General features: G+C 30.2%; 15 protein-coding genes. 4 read left to right on the top strand and 11 right to left on the bottom strand.

Features of this window, described 5'->3' with window-relative positions; all coding sequences use genetic code 11:
- Nucleotides 1-255, top strand: a 255-nt coding sequence (locus ACH2BC_RS10990) for a T9SS type B sorting domain-containing protein (RefSeq protein WP_395054049.1), incomplete at its 5' end; no start/stop codon positions are given.
- 113 nt (nucleotides 256-368) lie between these two features.
- On the opposite strand, the gene ACH2BC_RS10985 is transcribed toward ACH2BC_RS10990, so the two are convergent.
- Both ACH2BC_RS10985 and ACH2BC_RS10980 read right to left on the bottom strand, forming a co-directional pair.
- Nucleotides 369-929, bottom strand: a complete 561-nt coding sequence (locus ACH2BC_RS10985; protein ID WP_395054048.1) for a hypothetical protein — start codon at nucleotides 927-929, stop codon at nucleotides 369-371.
- A 28-nt stretch (nucleotides 930-957) separates the two neighbouring features.
- The gene (locus tag ACH2BC_RS10980; protein ID WP_395054047.1) at nucleotides 958-2,157 is read right to left on the bottom strand and encodes a pyridoxal phosphate-dependent aminotransferase; all 1,200 of its coding nucleotides are present in this window, start codon (nucleotides 2,155-2,157) and stop codon (nucleotides 958-960) included.
- Nucleotides 2,158-2,261: 104 nt separating this feature from the next.
- Between ACH2BC_RS10980 and ACH2BC_RS10975 the strand changes: the two genes are divergently transcribed.
- Nucleotides 2,262-3,587: a PDZ domain-containing protein gene (locus ACH2BC_RS10975; RefSeq protein ID WP_395054046.1), complete on the top strand. Its 1,326-nt coding sequence runs from the start codon at nucleotides 2,262-2,264 to the stop codon at nucleotides 3,585-3,587.
- A gap of 32 nt (nucleotides 3,588-3,619) precedes the next feature.
- Here the strand turns inward: ACH2BC_RS10975 and ACH2BC_RS10970 are convergent, their stop codons facing one another.
- Complete coding sequence (locus tag ACH2BC_RS10970) at nucleotides 3,620-4,045, bottom strand: DUF1573 domain-containing protein (protein WP_395054045.1); 426 nt, start codon at nucleotides 4,043-4,045, stop codon at nucleotides 3,620-3,622.
- Nucleotides 4,046-4,366: 321 nt separating this feature from the next.
- Here ACH2BC_RS10970 and ACH2BC_RS10965 point away from each other — a divergent pair, with 321 nt between their 5' ends.
- Nucleotides 4,367-7,021 (top strand): valine--tRNA ligase, encoded by a 2,655-nt coding sequence (locus ACH2BC_RS10965; protein ID WP_395054044.1) that lies wholly within the window; start codon nucleotides 4,367-4,369, stop codon nucleotides 7,019-7,021.
- 57 nt (nucleotides 7,022-7,078) lie between these two features.
- Here ACH2BC_RS10965 and ACH2BC_RS10960 read toward each other — a convergent pair whose 3' ends face one another.
- The 6 genes from ACH2BC_RS10960 to ACH2BC_RS10935 all read right to left on the bottom strand — a co-directional run bounded on the left by ACH2BC_RS10960 (nucleotide 7,079) and on the right by ACH2BC_RS10935 (nucleotide 14,048).
- Nucleotides 7,079-7,717, bottom strand: coding sequence for a hypothetical protein (locus tag ACH2BC_RS10960; protein ID WP_395054043.1), 639 nt, complete (start codon nucleotides 7,715-7,717; stop codon nucleotides 7,079-7,081).
- A 99-nt stretch (nucleotides 7,718-7,816) separates the two neighbouring features.
- Nucleotides 7,817-11,158, bottom strand: coding sequence for a preprotein translocase subunit SecA (secA, locus tag ACH2BC_RS10955; protein WP_395054042.1), 3,342 nt, complete (start codon nucleotides 11,156-11,158; stop codon nucleotides 7,817-7,819).
- Nucleotides 11,159-11,252: 94 nt separating this feature from the next.
- Nucleotides 11,253-11,474: a DUF2795 domain-containing protein gene (locus ACH2BC_RS10950; RefSeq protein ID WP_022828503.1), complete on the bottom strand. Its 222-nt coding sequence runs from the start codon at nucleotides 11,472-11,474 to the stop codon at nucleotides 11,253-11,255.
- 213 nt (nucleotides 11,475-11,687) lie between these two features.
- Entirely contained in the window at nucleotides 11,688-12,257 is a 570-nt protein-coding gene (locus ACH2BC_RS10945) for a cob(I)yrinic acid a,c-diamide adenosyltransferase (RefSeq protein WP_395054041.1), read from the bottom strand.
- A 68-nt stretch (nucleotides 12,258-12,325) separates the two neighbouring features.
- Nucleotides 12,326-13,183, bottom strand: a complete 858-nt coding sequence (locus ACH2BC_RS10940; RefSeq protein ID WP_395054040.1) for a RimK family alpha-L-glutamate ligase — start codon at nucleotides 13,181-13,183, stop codon at nucleotides 12,326-12,328.
- A 163-nt stretch (nucleotides 13,184-13,346) separates the two neighbouring features.
- Nucleotides 13,347-14,048 (bottom strand): ABC transporter ATP-binding protein, encoded by a 702-nt coding sequence (locus ACH2BC_RS10935; RefSeq protein WP_395054039.1) that lies wholly within the window; start codon nucleotides 14,046-14,048, stop codon nucleotides 13,347-13,349.
- Between the two features lie 158 nt (nucleotides 14,049-14,206).
- Here ACH2BC_RS10935 and ACH2BC_RS10930 point away from each other — a divergent pair, with 158 nt between their 5' ends.
- Nucleotides 14,207-14,899: a hypothetical protein gene (locus ACH2BC_RS10930; protein ID WP_395054038.1), complete on the top strand. Its 693-nt coding sequence runs from the start codon at nucleotides 14,207-14,209 to the stop codon at nucleotides 14,897-14,899.
- Between the two features lie 58 nt (nucleotides 14,900-14,957).
- Here the strand turns inward: ACH2BC_RS10930 and ACH2BC_RS10925 are convergent, their stop codons facing one another.
- Nucleotides 14,958-15,083 carry a hypothetical protein gene (locus ACH2BC_RS10925; RefSeq protein ID WP_395054037.1) on the bottom strand — a complete coding sequence of 42 codons (126 nt, stop codon included), beginning with the start codon at nucleotides 15,081-15,083 and terminating at the stop codon, nucleotides 14,958-14,960.
- 35 nt (nucleotides 15,084-15,118) lie between these two features.
- Nucleotides 15,119-15,480 (bottom strand): class I SAM-dependent methyltransferase (locus ACH2BC_RS10920; RefSeq protein WP_395054036.1); only part of this gene is annotated, 362 nt, incomplete at its 5' end.

Raw genomic sequence — 15,480 nt, 5'->3', positions numbered from 1 at the left:
CATTATTTTACACCAAATGGCGATGGTTATCACGATTCTTGGAATATTGTAGGATTAGCAAATCAACCTAACGCAAAAATTTATATATTTGACCGATTTGGAAAATTAATAAAACAAATCAGTTCAAACGGCGATGGTTGGGATGGAACATTTAACGGTCAACTACTACCAGCAACAGATTATTGGTTCTCTGTAAATTACCTAGAACAAACATTCGAAAAACAATTTAAAGCCCATTTCTCATTAAAAAGATAGATTATAAATTTCTGATTACAACAAAAAAGGATTCTCAATCGAGAATCCTTTTTTGTTGTATTAAATAATAGTGAATTAGAAAATATTAAAAAAGTTGCTACTTAAAATTAGTTTTAGTTATTATTTTGCCATTCGAAGGCGTCTTCATCCTGAGATATTTCGCTTCTTTCTGATTTACAACTTTTGATTTTCCAATTCGTTGTATAAGTACCAGCTCCATCTGAAAAGAATCCATATAAAATATAATAATCATTCTGCTTTTCAAGTTTGAATTGATTCTTGTTAAGTTCTCCACTGTAATTAGGGTTGAACATTTTTGACACATCAAGTTTAATTTGACATTCATTTAATTTAATTGTCAAATTCTCAAGCATATATTTAGGATAATCCATTTTAAAATCTGAGCCAAACCAATCCTTGTTGTCAATTTTGCAGATATAGTTTGCATCAATACTTTCGCAAAATTCAATTTTATGAAACTCTTTATTAAAGTCTTTAATTGACCAAAATAATTTAATTTTAGTATTAAAATCAATCTGTCCAGAGTTTATTTTTTCAACTACTCTAGTTTTTTGATTTTTTTTTATTTTACTAAAGTATAATTTTTGGAATAAAGTAAAGATTAATAAAATCGAAATTATGATTAGAATTGAAATTACAAATTTATTCTTCATTTATTTTTTTAATAATTATTACTTATAATCACGGTTTACTATTATAAACTTGTAATGCATTTTTAAGAATTTCAACTGAACGAATTAAATCTTCTTTCTTTAAAACATAAGCAATTCTAACCTCATTTAAACCCATATTTGGAGTAGAATAAAATCCTGCTGCTGGAGCAACCATTACAGTTTCTCCATTGTAATCATACGATTCTAATAACCATTGCGCAAAATCATCAGCATTTTTTACAGGCAATTGTGCAATACAATAAAATGCACCTTTTGGTAAACCAACTTTTACACCTTCAATTTTATTTAATTCAGAAATTAAAACATCTCTACGTTCTTTATATTCTTCAATAACTTCTGTAAAATAACTTTGTGGAGTTTCAAGTGCAGCTTCACTTGCAATTTGTGCAAATGTTGGCGGACTCAATCTAGCTTGTGCAAATTTCATTGCAGTTGCCATAACTTCTTTATTTTTAGAAACTATACAACCAATTCTTGCGCCACACATACTGTAACGTTTAGAAACAGAATCAATCATTATCGCATTTTCTTCAATTCCTGGCACATTCATTACAGAATAATGTTTTTCTGTTTCATCATAAATAAATTCACGATAAACTTCATCTGCAATTAAAAACAAATCATATTTTTTTACCAAAGCCGCTAGTTGCTGAATTTCTTCATTAGAATATAAATATCCTGTAGGATTTCCAGGATTACAAATTAAGATAGCTTTAGTTTTAGAAGTTATAAGTTTTTCAAAATCGGCAATTGGAGGCAAAGCAAAACCTGTTTCAATTGTAGAAATTACAGGTACAACTTTTACACCAGATGCAGTAGAAAAACCATTATAATTAGCATAAAATGGTTCTGGAATAATAATTTCATCATCAACATCCATTGTGCTTCCCATTGCAAAAAGTAACGCTTCAGAACCTCCAGTTGTAACAATTATATCTTGTACATCAATTGGTAATCCATGATTTTTATAATAATTAGAAAGTTTAATTCTATAACTTTCAAATCCAGCAGAATGTGAATATTCTAAAACTTTTATATCAACATTTTTAACCGCATCTAAAGCACATTGTGGCGTTTTAATATCTGGTTGACCAATGTTTAAATGATATACTTTATTACCTTTTTTCTTAGCAATATCTGCATAAGGAACCAATTTTCTAATTGGCGATTCGGGCATTTGTTTTCCTTTATTTGAAACTTGTGGCATGATTATATATTTATTTATGCAAATTTGCGATATTTTATTGTAATTATCATAATAAAAGGTTTTGTAACTGCTATTTTTTATTAAATTTATTCAAAATTTTATTAATGAAATTAAAAATTATATACCTTTTTATTTTTTTGTTTATTCAAACCGCTTTTTCTCAGAATGGTTTTCTTTTAGAGAGTAAAAAGAGCAAAATAACAATTCCTTTTAAACTACTAAACAATTTAGTAATTATTCCTATAGAAGTAAATGGAGTAACATTGAATTTTCTATTAGATACTGGAGTTGAAGAATCAATTTTATTTAGTTTAGACGAATCAGATGAAGTTAGTTTTTCTAAAATTGAGAAAATAAAAATAAAAGGATTTGGAAGTAAAGAACCATTTGACGGATTTAAATCGACTAAAAATATCTTAAAAGCTAAAGAATTTACAGATAACGACCATACTTTGTATCTAGTTTTAGATCAAGATATTAATATTTCATCTCAAATAGGAATTCCAGTAAACGGAATAATTGGCTACCATTTTTTTCAAAATAACAGTGTAAAAATAAATTATATTACCAAAAAAATCACAATTTATAAATCGGATAAAGAATTCTCAAAAACACAAAATCAATATTCTAAAACACCATTACAATTTCATGATGGAAAGCCATATATTATTGGCAAAACCACCTTTGAGACATCAAATGAATTGCAAACAAAACTATTAATTGATACAGGCAATACAGATGCAATATGGCTTTTTAAAGAAAAAAGCAATCAAATTGTATTGCCAAAAATAAACTTTGATGATTTTCTTGGAAAAGGATTTAGCGGTGATGTTTTTGGAAAAAGAGGTAGAATAAAAACATTTGAATTAGGAGATTTTAAACTAAACAATCCATTAGTTGCTTTTCCAGATGCAGTTTCAACAACAGATATAGACACTATTCAAAACCGATTAGGATCAATTGGAGCCGAAGTAATGAAACGTTTCACAGTAGTTTTTGATTATAAAAATCAGTTTTTATACCTAAAGAAAAATAGCAACTTCAACAATCCATTTCAATTTAATATGTCTGGAATAGAAATTCAGCATCAAGGATTACAATGGATATCAGAATCTTATGAAGAAAACCCAGCATTTTCAAATAATTTTTTCGATGCAGATGGAAATAAAATCTCTAACAACTTAAAATACAAGTTTTCGCTAAAACCAATTTATGTAATAGGAAATATCCGAAAAGATTCTCCAGCAGATGTATCAGGACTAAAAAAAGGAGATGTAATTGTAAAAATAAATTCTAAAAACGGTTACAATTTTACATTACAAGATATAAACGATTTATTAAAATCTGAAGAAGGAAAAACAATTAAATTCGAAGTAGAACGTAAAACTAAATCACTCAAATTCGAGTTTCAATTAAAAAGCATGTTATAAAAAAACGCCTTATTTCTAAGACGTTTCAGTTATTATTGCATCGGACCAGTTTTCTTTTTCTCCAATATATTTACTTCGGGTTTAACAACCACTAAACCTTTAATTTTGATTGCAACCAAGCCATTTTCAACATTTACAGCATTACTTTCAACCGTAATTGTTTTCACAATCGGACCAGGATTCATATTGTATTTAACTTCAATTTTTCCAGTTTTTCCCGGTAAAATAGGATCTTTAGAAAAAGTTGGAATAGTACAACCACAAGTAGACTTCACATTTGTAAGAATTAGCGGTTCATTACCAGTATTTGTAAACTCAAATGTTCTAATTCCATTATCGTTATCCTTAGAAACAGTACCATAATCAATAGTATTGTCCTTATCTTTAAACTCAATTTTAGCTTGAGAAAACCCAATTCCAGAAACCAAAACCGCCACAAAAAGTATAATTTTTTTCATCATTTTAATAATTTGGTTCGTGTAAAAATAACTACTTTAAATTAATACACAAAAAATTAAATCTTAATTTTTTATAAAAGTACCTTTTACTTACTTTTGCAGATAGAATACAAATAGTATACCAAATATTTTTAAAACTCGTGCTGATTTATATCAGTAGCAAATGGCTTGGGCTTTATTAACAATCCATTTTCCTGCTTTCCATTGCAAGTTGCGATAAAAATCGCAAGCTTTCCATTGCAATCAGGGCTAAAAGACTTTGGTAATGAACTTTATTAAGAAATAAAATCAAATATCTAATATCATAAATCTAATATATAAATGATTCCAGCACAATTCAACGCCAAAGAAATAGAAAATAAATGGTATGACTATTGGATGAAAAACGATTATTTCACATCCAAACCAGATTCGCGTACACCATATACCATAGTAATTCCGCCACCAAATGTAACTGGAGTTTTACACATGGGACACATGTTGAATAATACCATTCAAGATGTACTAATTCGTCGTGCGAGATTAAAAGGTTTCAACGCATGTTGGGTTCCAGGAACAGATCATGCCTCAATAGCAACCGAAGCCAAAGTTGTAGCCAAACTAAAAAGTGAAGGAATTAACAAAAACGATTTAACTCGCGAAGAATTTCTAAAACACGCTTGGGATTGGACAACTAAATATGGAGGAACAATTCTAGAACAACTAAAACAATTAGGATGTTCTTGTGATTGGTCTAGAACCAAGTTCACTATGGACGATGATATGTCACAATCTGTAATACATTCTTTTATAGATTTATACAATAAAGGATTAATTTATCGTGGTTATAGAATGGTAAATTGGGATCCAGAAGCCAAAACAACGTTGTCCGACGAAGAAGTGATTTTTGAAGAACGACAAGGAAAATTATATTTTTTAAAATATAAGTTAGTGCAAGATGATTCCTCTCCTTTGGAGAGGTTAGGAGAGGAAATAACTGTTGCAACAACACGTCCAGAAACAATTTTTGGAGATACAGCAATTTGTATAAATCCTAATGATGAACGTTTTTTACACTTAAAAGGTAAAAAAGCAATAATTCCAATATCAGGAAGAATAATTCCTATTATTGAAGATGAATACGTAGATATAGAATTCGGAACTGGATGTTTAAAAGTAACTCCAGCTCACGATATGAATGACAAAACACTAGGAGAGAAGCACAATTTAGAAATTATAGACATATTTAATGACGATGCAACTTTAAACACTTTTGGTTTGCATTATCAAGGAAAGGACCGATTTGTAGTTAGAGAAGAAATTGCCAAAGAACTAGAAACAATTGGTGCTTTAGCCAAAACAGAAACACATCTTAATAAAGTTGGAACTTCAGAAAGAACCAAAGCAGTTATAGAACCAAGATTATCAGATCAATGGTTTCTAAAAATGGAAGATTTGGTAAAACCAGCCATAAAAGCAGTTTTAGAATCAGATGAAATAAAATTATATCCAAAACGATTTGATAATATTTACAGACATTGGTTAGAAAACATTCGCGATTGGAATATTTCTCGTCAACTTTGGTGGGGACAACAAATTCCGGCTTATTTCTATGGCGATGGAAAAGAAGATTTTGTAGTTGCCAAAAATATTGAAGAAGCTTTAGTTTTAGCAAAACTCAAAACACAAAACCCACAACTCACAACAAAAAACTTACGCCAAGACCAAGACGCACTTGATACTTGGTTTTCATCTTGGTTGTGGCCAATGGCAGTTTTTGGTGGAATTTTAAATCCAGAAAACGAAGATTTTAAATATTATTATCCAACTAATGACTTAGTAACTGGTCCAGATATTTTATTCTTCTGGGTTGCCCGAATGATTATTGCAGGTTATGAATATGCTGGCGAAAAACCTTTTACAAATGTATATTTAACTGGTTTAGTTCGTGATAAAGAACGTAGAAAAATGTCTAAATCGTTAGGAAATTCACCTGATCCTTTAGAATTAATAGAAAAATTCGGTGCCGATGGAGTTCGTGTAGGATTACTTTTAAGTGCTTCTGCAGGAAACGACATCATGTTTGACGAAGAACTTTGCAATCAAGGAAAAGCATTTTCTAACAAAATTTGGAATGCCTTTAAACTGATAAAAGGTTGGGAAGTTTCTACAACTATTCCGCAACCTCAATCCTCTAAAGTTGCCATAGAATGGTATGAAGCTAAATTGCAACAAACACTTTTAGAAATAGAAGATCATTTTGAAAAATACAGAATATCTGATGCATTAATGGCAATTTACAAAATGGTTTGGGACGATTTTTGTTCGTGGTTTTTAGAAATGATAAAACCGGCTTACCAACAACCAATTGACAAAGCAACGTTTGACAAAGCTATAGAAATGATGGAAAGTAATTTAAAATTACTAAATCCATTTATGCCGTTTTTAACTGAAGAAATTTGGCATTTAATTGAAGAAAGAACATCTGAAAATGCTTTAATTGTTTCGCAATGGCCAGAATCAAAAGCATTTAATGAAAAATTAATTTTAGATTTTGAAACCACAATCGAAGTTATTTCTGGAATTAGAACCATTAGAAAAAATAAAAATATTCCTTTTAAAGACGCAATAGATTTTAGCATAATAAATAATGAAAATAGTTCAACTTATTTTGATGCTGTAGTTTCTAAACTGGGAAACATTACTAAATTAGAATATGTATCTCAAAAATTAGATGGTGCTTTATCATACAGAGTAAACTCTAATGAATATTTTATTCCAATTACAGGAAATATAGATGTTGAAGCCGAAATTGCAAAATTAACCGAAGAATTAATTTATAACAAAGGATTTTTAAAATCGGTTCAAGCAAAATTATCAAATGAAAAATTTGTAAACGGTGCACCAGAAAAAGTTTTAGAAATAGAACGTAAAAAAGAAGCAGATACTATAAGTAAAATTGCAACAGTCGAACAAAGCTTAGCAAATTTAAAATAAATTTAAAATATTTTTAGTCAATTAAATCCTGAGTTCGCTTGGGATTTTTTTGTTGAATTATTTATCCTTCCATTCTTTATCAAAATCTTGTTGTGTTTTATTTGGAAGAAAATAAGCATCGTGATTTTTACCAATATCATACGAAATTGAAGAATGAATTAAAGTTTTTAAGTCATTAACAATCCAATCTGGAGAGCCATTTTTTTCAATTCCGTTGGTAAGAACTTTTGTTGCTTTACCATTTTCCATAAAAACTTTCAATAATAAACTTGGTTCCATATATCCAGAACTTGAAGTTCCAGTATAAACTTCATTTACAATTTTTCCGTTGTTAAAAGTAATTTTTAACTCTATATTATTTCTTGGTCTTTTAGATGTAACACCATATCTAGCAAAGCTTTCAATACTTTTTATTGTAGATAAAAAATAAATAGTTTGTTGTTTACTACTTTCAATGTAACCAGGATTAAAATCACTTTTGGTATGGTCATTAATTTCATTAATAATTTCTGTATTAAACATTTCAATTATTTTCGGATTTTCAATTACTATAGTATCATACTCAGATTTTGAAGTAAAAAAATCACCATATAATGCAAAGAAAAAAACAGATACGAATAGTAAACCTGAAAATACTGCTAAAATTAATATTCTAGTATTTTTAGATTTTTTATTATTTTCAATTGGTAAAGTCATAATGATTTGATTTTGAAATTAATAATGAATGTCAAATATAAAAAAATCCTCAATTGAATTAACAATTGAGGAAATCTATTATTTGATATGAAATAACTATTAAACCAAAACCCATTCGCCATTAGCAATTAAACTTTCGGCTTTTTTAAATTTCATTTCTTCCGTTTTGCCACTCATAATGTGTTTTATGGTAACTGTATCGTTTCTATTAATTTTTGGGGTTTCTCTAACTATTGTTTCTGTAACTTGACGTTGTTGTGTTTGTCCAGCTTCACGGTTTTGCGCTGCAAGTTCATCACTATTTAAAACTTCGTCTTTACTTGTAATATAGTTTTCTTTTTGCTTAATTTCTTTAGCTTCTTGAATGGTGTTTTGTTGCGGTAAATCTCCTTTAAACAAGAAAGAAATTACTTCTTTATTTACACCATCAAGCATTGTTCTAAACAATTTAAATGCTTCTAATTTATAAATTAGCAACGGATCTTTTTGTTCGTGAACAGCCAGTTGAACCGATTGTTTCAACTCGTCCATTTTGCGTAAATGCTTTTTCCAAGCTTCATCAACTATTGCTAATGTTATGTTTTTTTCAAAATCGGCAACCAATTGTGCTCCTTTAGAATCATAAGCTTTCTTTAAATCGGTTACAACATTCAACGTTTTTAATCCATCTGAAAACGGAACAATAATTCTTTCAAATTTATTTCCTTCATTTTCATATACATTTTGAACTATTGGAAACGCTTCTCTTGCACTTCTTTCGGTTTTTTCGGTATAATATTGTAATGCAGCTTTGTACACTTTTCCAGTCAATTCCATTTCAGATAATTTTGCAAAATCTGATTCAGAAACTGGTGATGTCATAGAAAAATAACGAATTAATTCAAATTCAAAATTCTTGAAGTCATTTCTAACTTTATTATCTGACACAATTACTTCACAAGTGTCGTACATCATATTGGCGATGTCTAACTTTAATCTTTCACCGTGCAATGCATGACGACGACGTTTGTAAACAACTTCACGTTGCGCGTTCATAACATCATCATATTCTAGCAAACGCTTACGTGTACCAAAATTGTTTTCTTCCACTTTTTTCTGTGCACGTTCTATAGATTTGGTCATCATAGAATGCTGAATTACTTCACCTTCTTTCAATCCCATTCTGTCCATAACTTTGGCAACTCTATCTGAACCAAAAAGACGCATTAAATTATCTTCTAGAGAAACATAAAATTGTGAACTTCCTGGATCACCTTGACGACCAGCACGACCACGTAACTGACGGTCAACACGACGCGAATCGTGACGTTCTGTACCAATAATTGCCAATCCACCAGCAGCTTTTACTTCTGGAGAAAGTTTAATATCGGTTCCACGACCAGCCATATTTGTTGCAATTGTTACCACACCAGATTTTCCAGCTTCTTCAACAATTTGAGCTTCTTGTTTGTGCATTTTTGCATTCAATACGTTGTGAGTTACACCACGCATTTTTAACATTCTACTTAATAATTCTGAAATTTCTACGGATGTTGTACCAATTAAAACTGGTCTTCCTGCTGCAGAAAGTTGCGAAACATCTTCGATAACTGCATTGAATTTTTCACGAACAGAACGATAAATTAAATCTTCTCTGTCTAAACGTGACATGCCTCTATTGGTAGGAATTTCTACAACGTCTAATTTATATATTTGCCAAAACTCGCCTGCTTCTGTAGTTGCAGTTCCTGTCATTCCGGCAAGTTTATTGTACATTCTAAAGTAATTTTGAAGAGTAATTGTCGCAAAAGTTTGCGTTGCAGCTTCAATAGTTACTTGTTCTTTGGCTTCAATGGCTTGATGCAAACCGTCAGAATAACGACGACCATCCATTATACGTCCAGTTTGTTCATCGACAATCATAATTTTATTGTCCATAATTACATATTCTACATCTTTTTCAAAAAGTGTATATGCTTTTAACAATTGCGTTAAAGTATGAATTCGCTCGCTTTTGATTCCGAAATCTTGAAACAATTTTTCTTTTAATTCAGCTTCAGCATCTTTATCAAGATTTTGTTTTTCTATTGTTGCAATTTCAGTTCCAATATCTGGAAGAACAAAGAAAGTTTCATCTGTATCTTGCGATAGAAATTTAATTCCGTTATCTGATAATTCTACCTGATTATTTTTTTCTTCAATAACAAAATATAATGCTTCATCAACCTTTGGCATTTCGCGGTTGTTATCTTGCATGTATTGATTTTCAGTTTTTTGTAGCAACTGTTTGTTTCCTTCTTCACTTAAAAATTTAATCAATGCTTTATTTTTAGGCAAAGCACGATAAGCTCTTAACAATTGAAAACCACCATCTTTAGTATTTCCTTCTTTTATTAAACGTTTGGCTTCAGTTAAAAAACCATTTGCCAATTGACGTTGTAAGCTAAAAAGATTTTCAATTTTTGGTTTTAATTCTGTAAATTCGTGTCTATCGCCATCAGGAACTGGACCAGAAATTATTAATGGCGTTCTTGCATCATCAATTAAAACAGAATCTACTTCATCTACAATTGCGTAATTATGCTTTCTTTGAACTAAATCTTCTGGCGAATTTGCCATATTATCACGCAAGTAATCAAATCCAAATTCGTTATTTGTTCCATAGGTAATGTCAGCTTCATAAGCTTTTCTTCTTGCATCCGAATTTGGAGAATGATTGTCAATACAATCTACTGTAATTCCGTGAAATTCAAACAATGGAGCTTTCCAAGTACTATCTCTTCGAGCCAGATAATCGTTTACGGTTACTAAGTGAACACCATTTCCTGTCAAAGCATTTAAGTAGAGTGGAAGTGTAGCGACAAGAGTTTTACCTTCACCAGTTTGCATTTCAGAAATTTTACCTTGATGTAAAACAATTCCACCAATTAACTGAACGTCATAGTGAATCATGTCCCAAGTAATTTCTTTTCCTGCAGCATTCCAAGAATTTGCCCAATTGGTTTGATCTCCAACAAGAGTAATATATGGTTTTGTTGCAGAAAGTTCTCTATCTTTTTCTGATGATGAAACTGTAATTGTTGTATTATCTTTAAAACGTTTAGCCGTTTCTTTAACAACTGCAAAAGCTTCTGGAAGGATTTCCATTAATACTTTTTCAGAAATATCATACGCTTCTTTTTCTAATGTATCAATTGCGTTATAAATTTCTTCTCTATCGTCAATATCTGGTGTGTTTTCTGCTTCTAATTTTTTAGCTGCAATTGCTGCATCTTTATCTGCTCTTGCGGCTTTAATTTTGGCTTTAAATTCGGCAGTTTTAGCTCTTAAACTATCGTGAGATAAAGAAGCTAAATTACTTTCGAACGATTTTATTTTAGCAACTAGAGGTTGAATTGACTTAACATCTTTTTGAGATTTATCTCCTACAAAAGCTTTAAGTATGCTATTTATGAAACTCATAACTAATTTATATTTATATTTTAATAATGGTATGCAAATTTAAACAAAAAAAAAGCCTCTCAGGAGACTTTTTTCTGTTGTGGTTGTTTATTTTTTAATATTCATCCTCGTTCCAAAGATAATCTTCGTCGGTTGGATAATCTGGCCAAATTTCTTCCATTGATTCATATATTTCACCTTCGTCTTCTATAGATTGTAGGTTTTCAACTACTTCTAGCGGAGCACCAGCTCTAATTGCGTAGTCAATAAGTTCGTCTTTGGTTGCTGGCCACGGTGCATCACTTAAATATGATGCTAATTCTAATGTCCAATACATCTTCTTTCGGGTTTAAATTTGTGCAAAAATAAATTTATTACTGAAAAAGTCAAGTTTTTTTTGATTTATTTTTCAAATAAGTTTAAGAACGTTTTTTTAATTTTTGATTTTTGATTGAAGATTAACGATTTTAGATTTGTAAAAGCTAAGATTTTAATCTAATATTTTTTAAAAAATCTTAAATCACAAATCGATAATCTTAAATCAGAAATACTACTTCCTCGGTATCCATTTTACTTCATCTGCGTTTAAATCGTGAGACAACTTTCGTGCCAACACAAAAAGGTAGTCAGAAAGTCGGTTTAGGTATTTAATTGCTATGTCAGCAACTGGTTCGTTATGACTTAAATGTACTGCTAAACGTTCTGCACGACGACATACGCAACGTGCAACGTGACAATATGACACAGTTGTGTGTCCGCCAGGAAGTACAAAATGTGTCATTTGCGGAAGCGAATCTTCCATTGCATCTATTTCGTTTTCTAAAAGTTCTATATCTTCCTCTATTATTCCTAGATTTTTTAAACGTTTTTCGCCATTTTTTAAGACTTCTTTTTCTGGTGGCGTTGCTAAAATTGCTCCAACAGTAAATAATCTATCTTGAATTTCTATAAGAATTTCTTTATAATGTTGGTTCATGTCTTGGTCGCGAATTAATCCTATATACGAATTTAATTCGTCTACAGTTCCATAACTTTCTATTCGTTCGTGGTCTTTAGGAACTCTTGTGCCACCAAAAAGTGCTGTTGTTCCGTTATCGCCAGTTTTAGTATATACTTTCATTTTTTAAATTAGGATTTTGATATTTACGAATTAGGAATTTTTAATTTAGGATTTCTAAAGAACCAAATTTACTGTATTAATTCTAATAATGCGTTAACAAAATTAGTTTGTGAATTTTCTGATAGATTGAAATACAAATCGGGTTCTATACATTCTACTTCCATTAAATGTAATTGATTATTTATGATTATTCCATCAACTCTTGCGTACAATAATTTATCTGGAAAAGTGTTTACAATTTTTTGTGCTTGATTTATTATATCTTTATTTGGATGAACTAAAGTATATTTTCCACCAAATTGTACTTGAATTCTAAAATCGCCAATGGCTGGTTTTTTATTTACAGAATGTGAAAACTGTTTGTTGAAAAATATAAAAGACGTTTCGCCTTCGGTAACTATTTGTGGCATATATTGTTGAAGCAACAATTCTTTTTCTTGTGCAATAGATTGATATTGCTGATTGATTTGTTCTATTTGAGAAACTTCAAAAAGTTGTGTTTGGTAAGATCCAGCAGAAAATGCTGGCTTTAGTACTGCTTTTTCCCAATGGCTTGGAATTATTTGCGATAAGTTTAAAGTATTTGTTTTTTCTATAAAAATGGTTGGAAGTATCTTTATTCCTTGATTTTCAAAATCTCGTAAATAGAATTTATGTTTGTTTTTTTGAATAATTTCAATTGCATTTAGGGTTTTAATTCCTAATGCTTGAATGTGGTTTAACCAAGTGTTGAACTGGTTTTGTTTTTCGTAATAATCCCAAGTGTTTCGAAAAACTAGGTAATCATATTGTGTCCAATCTATGGATTTATCATCCCAAATTACAGCTGTTGCAGTAATATTATACTTGGCTAACGCTGGTATTAATTGTTGGTCTGGTAGGTTTAAATTGGGTAAATTTTGGCAAGTTAATAAAGCAATTTTCATTTTTGTAACGGTTGTAAATATTCAATAAATTTAATCTATTAGCCCAGATTGACTGGAATAACATCCCGATTTTTATCGGGATTTATGGAAGGAAAGCTGGAATTGCATAACTAAATTAAGCCCAAGCCATTTGCTACTAGATTGCTTCAAAATTCGCAATGGCTTATTTATGAATTTTAGGATTTACAGTATCACTTTCTATTAAACCATCGCGAAGACGAATGACTCTGTGGGCATATTCGGCAATTTCTTCTTCGTGAGTTACCAAGATTACTGTGTTTCCGTTGGCGTGAATGTCTCCAAAAAGTTTCATAATTTCTTCAGACGTTTTACTGTCTAGATTTCCTGTTGGTTCATCGGCAAGAATGATGGAAGGTTTGTTAACAAGTGCACGAGCAATAGCAACACGTTGACGTTGTCCACCAGAAAGTTGGTTGGGTTGATGATCCATTCTATCGGCAAGATTTACTTGGGTTAGCACTTCTGTAGCACGAAGATTTCTTTCGGTTTTAGAATATCCTGCATAAATCATTGGTAAAGCAACATTGTCTAACGCCGTTGTTCTTGGTAAAAGATTAAAGGTTTGAAAAACGAAACCTATTTCTTTATTACGAATTTCGGCTAGATCGTCGTCGTGCATTTGCGAAACATCTTTTCCGTTTAAAATATAACTTCCAGATGTTGGCGTGTCTAAACAACCCAAAAGGTTCATTAATGTAGATTTTCCTGATCCACTTGGACCCATTAATGCTACATATTCGCCTTTGTTTATTTGTAAATCGATTCCTTTTAAAACGTTTATAATTTCGGTGCCAAGAACGAAATCTCGCTTTATATTGGTTATATTGATAAGAGAATTTGACATAAATACTATATTAACAATTGTATTAGTAGCAATTAAATAATGAAAGTTACAAAGTTGAATAAAAATTAACCATAATTATGTAAATTTTATGATAAAATGTATAACAATAGAGTTTTAAGAACTGTTTAGGTTTGTATTTAAATTTAAACTTATTTATTATGAAAAAAAATGTATTAAAATTTGGATTGTTTTCAGTGGTTTTACTAGGAATGGTTTCTTGTCAAAACAAAGAAAAAGAAATGGCTGATAAAAGAATTATGGCTTTAGAAAGTTATGTAGATTCGTTAAAAGCAGTTTCGGCAGATGATTTAGAAACCAACTGGGAACAAATTTCTGTTGATTACGATAGAAAAACAACTGATGCTAATGATGCAATGGCAAGTCTTGATGAAAACACTAGAACTTCATCTCAAGCTAAAGTTGATGCAAGTAGTGCAAAGTATGATGAAATAAAAGTTTCTGTAACCTCTAGGGTAGAAGCTAAAAAAATGGCTGCAACACCAGCAACTGCACCAAATGCTAAAAGGGTATTGAGAGATAAATTATTTATGCCAGGTCAAATGGGCGACGATATGAGTTTTTCTTGGGTAAACAAAGACAATATTTTAAGCGTTTATGATAAATTCTTTGAATCTTACAAAACTAATAAAGAAAATTTTTCTAGAGAAGATTATGATGAAATAAAATTGATGTATGAAGCGCTTGATAGTAGAAAAAACACTGTTGAAAAAGAAGGTTTATCAAGTGAAGACAATACTAAAATTGCTTCTATAAAATTTAAATTTGGACCAATGTTTAAATTAAACAGAGTAGGTGCCAAATCTGAAGAAAACCAAGAAGCTAAAGAATAATATTTACTTTTAATTTTAATTCAGGAAAATGACAATCTGGGAAGGTTGTCATTTTTTTTTAATTAAATAATTTATAAAATAAAATTCCATAAAAATATCCAACTAAAACTAGTGTTATAACTCCAAGAATTGTAGGAATTATTTTTTTTCTGTTTGCGTTTTTAAATTCAATATTATTTTTCATAACTCTCATTTTTAAAGTTATACAAAATTATAAAATTATATTCTAATAACAAAATGTTCTTTTTCTTGTTGGGTTCTAAAAAAAACAAAACCCCATTGAAACGTATCAATTGTTACTGAAACTTTGTTGTTATTTTTTATAATTTTCCAAGCTTCTTCCATTTCTGTTGACCAATGAATGTCATCGAAAATCCAAACAGAATCGTTAGTTATTGTAGGTAATAAAAGTTCAAAATACTCTAATGTTGCTTTTTTTGTGTGGTTTCCGTCAAAGTAGATTAGTGAATTGGGTTGGGTTCTAGCCCAATCATTTTTTAAAAATGTAGAAAATTCGGTATTTATAAATTCAATATTATTAAAATCTTGCAATTTACATTGATTTTTTGCAATTGCCATTG

Origin of the sequence: Flavobacterium sp. (assembly GCF_043760115.1) — a bacterium.
Taxonomy (GTDB): Bacteria; Bacteroidota; Bacteroidia; order Flavobacteriales; family Flavobacteriaceae; genus Flavobacterium.
Note: the sequence above shows the minus strand (reverse complement) of the source record. Positions and strands in the feature narration are given on the sequence as shown.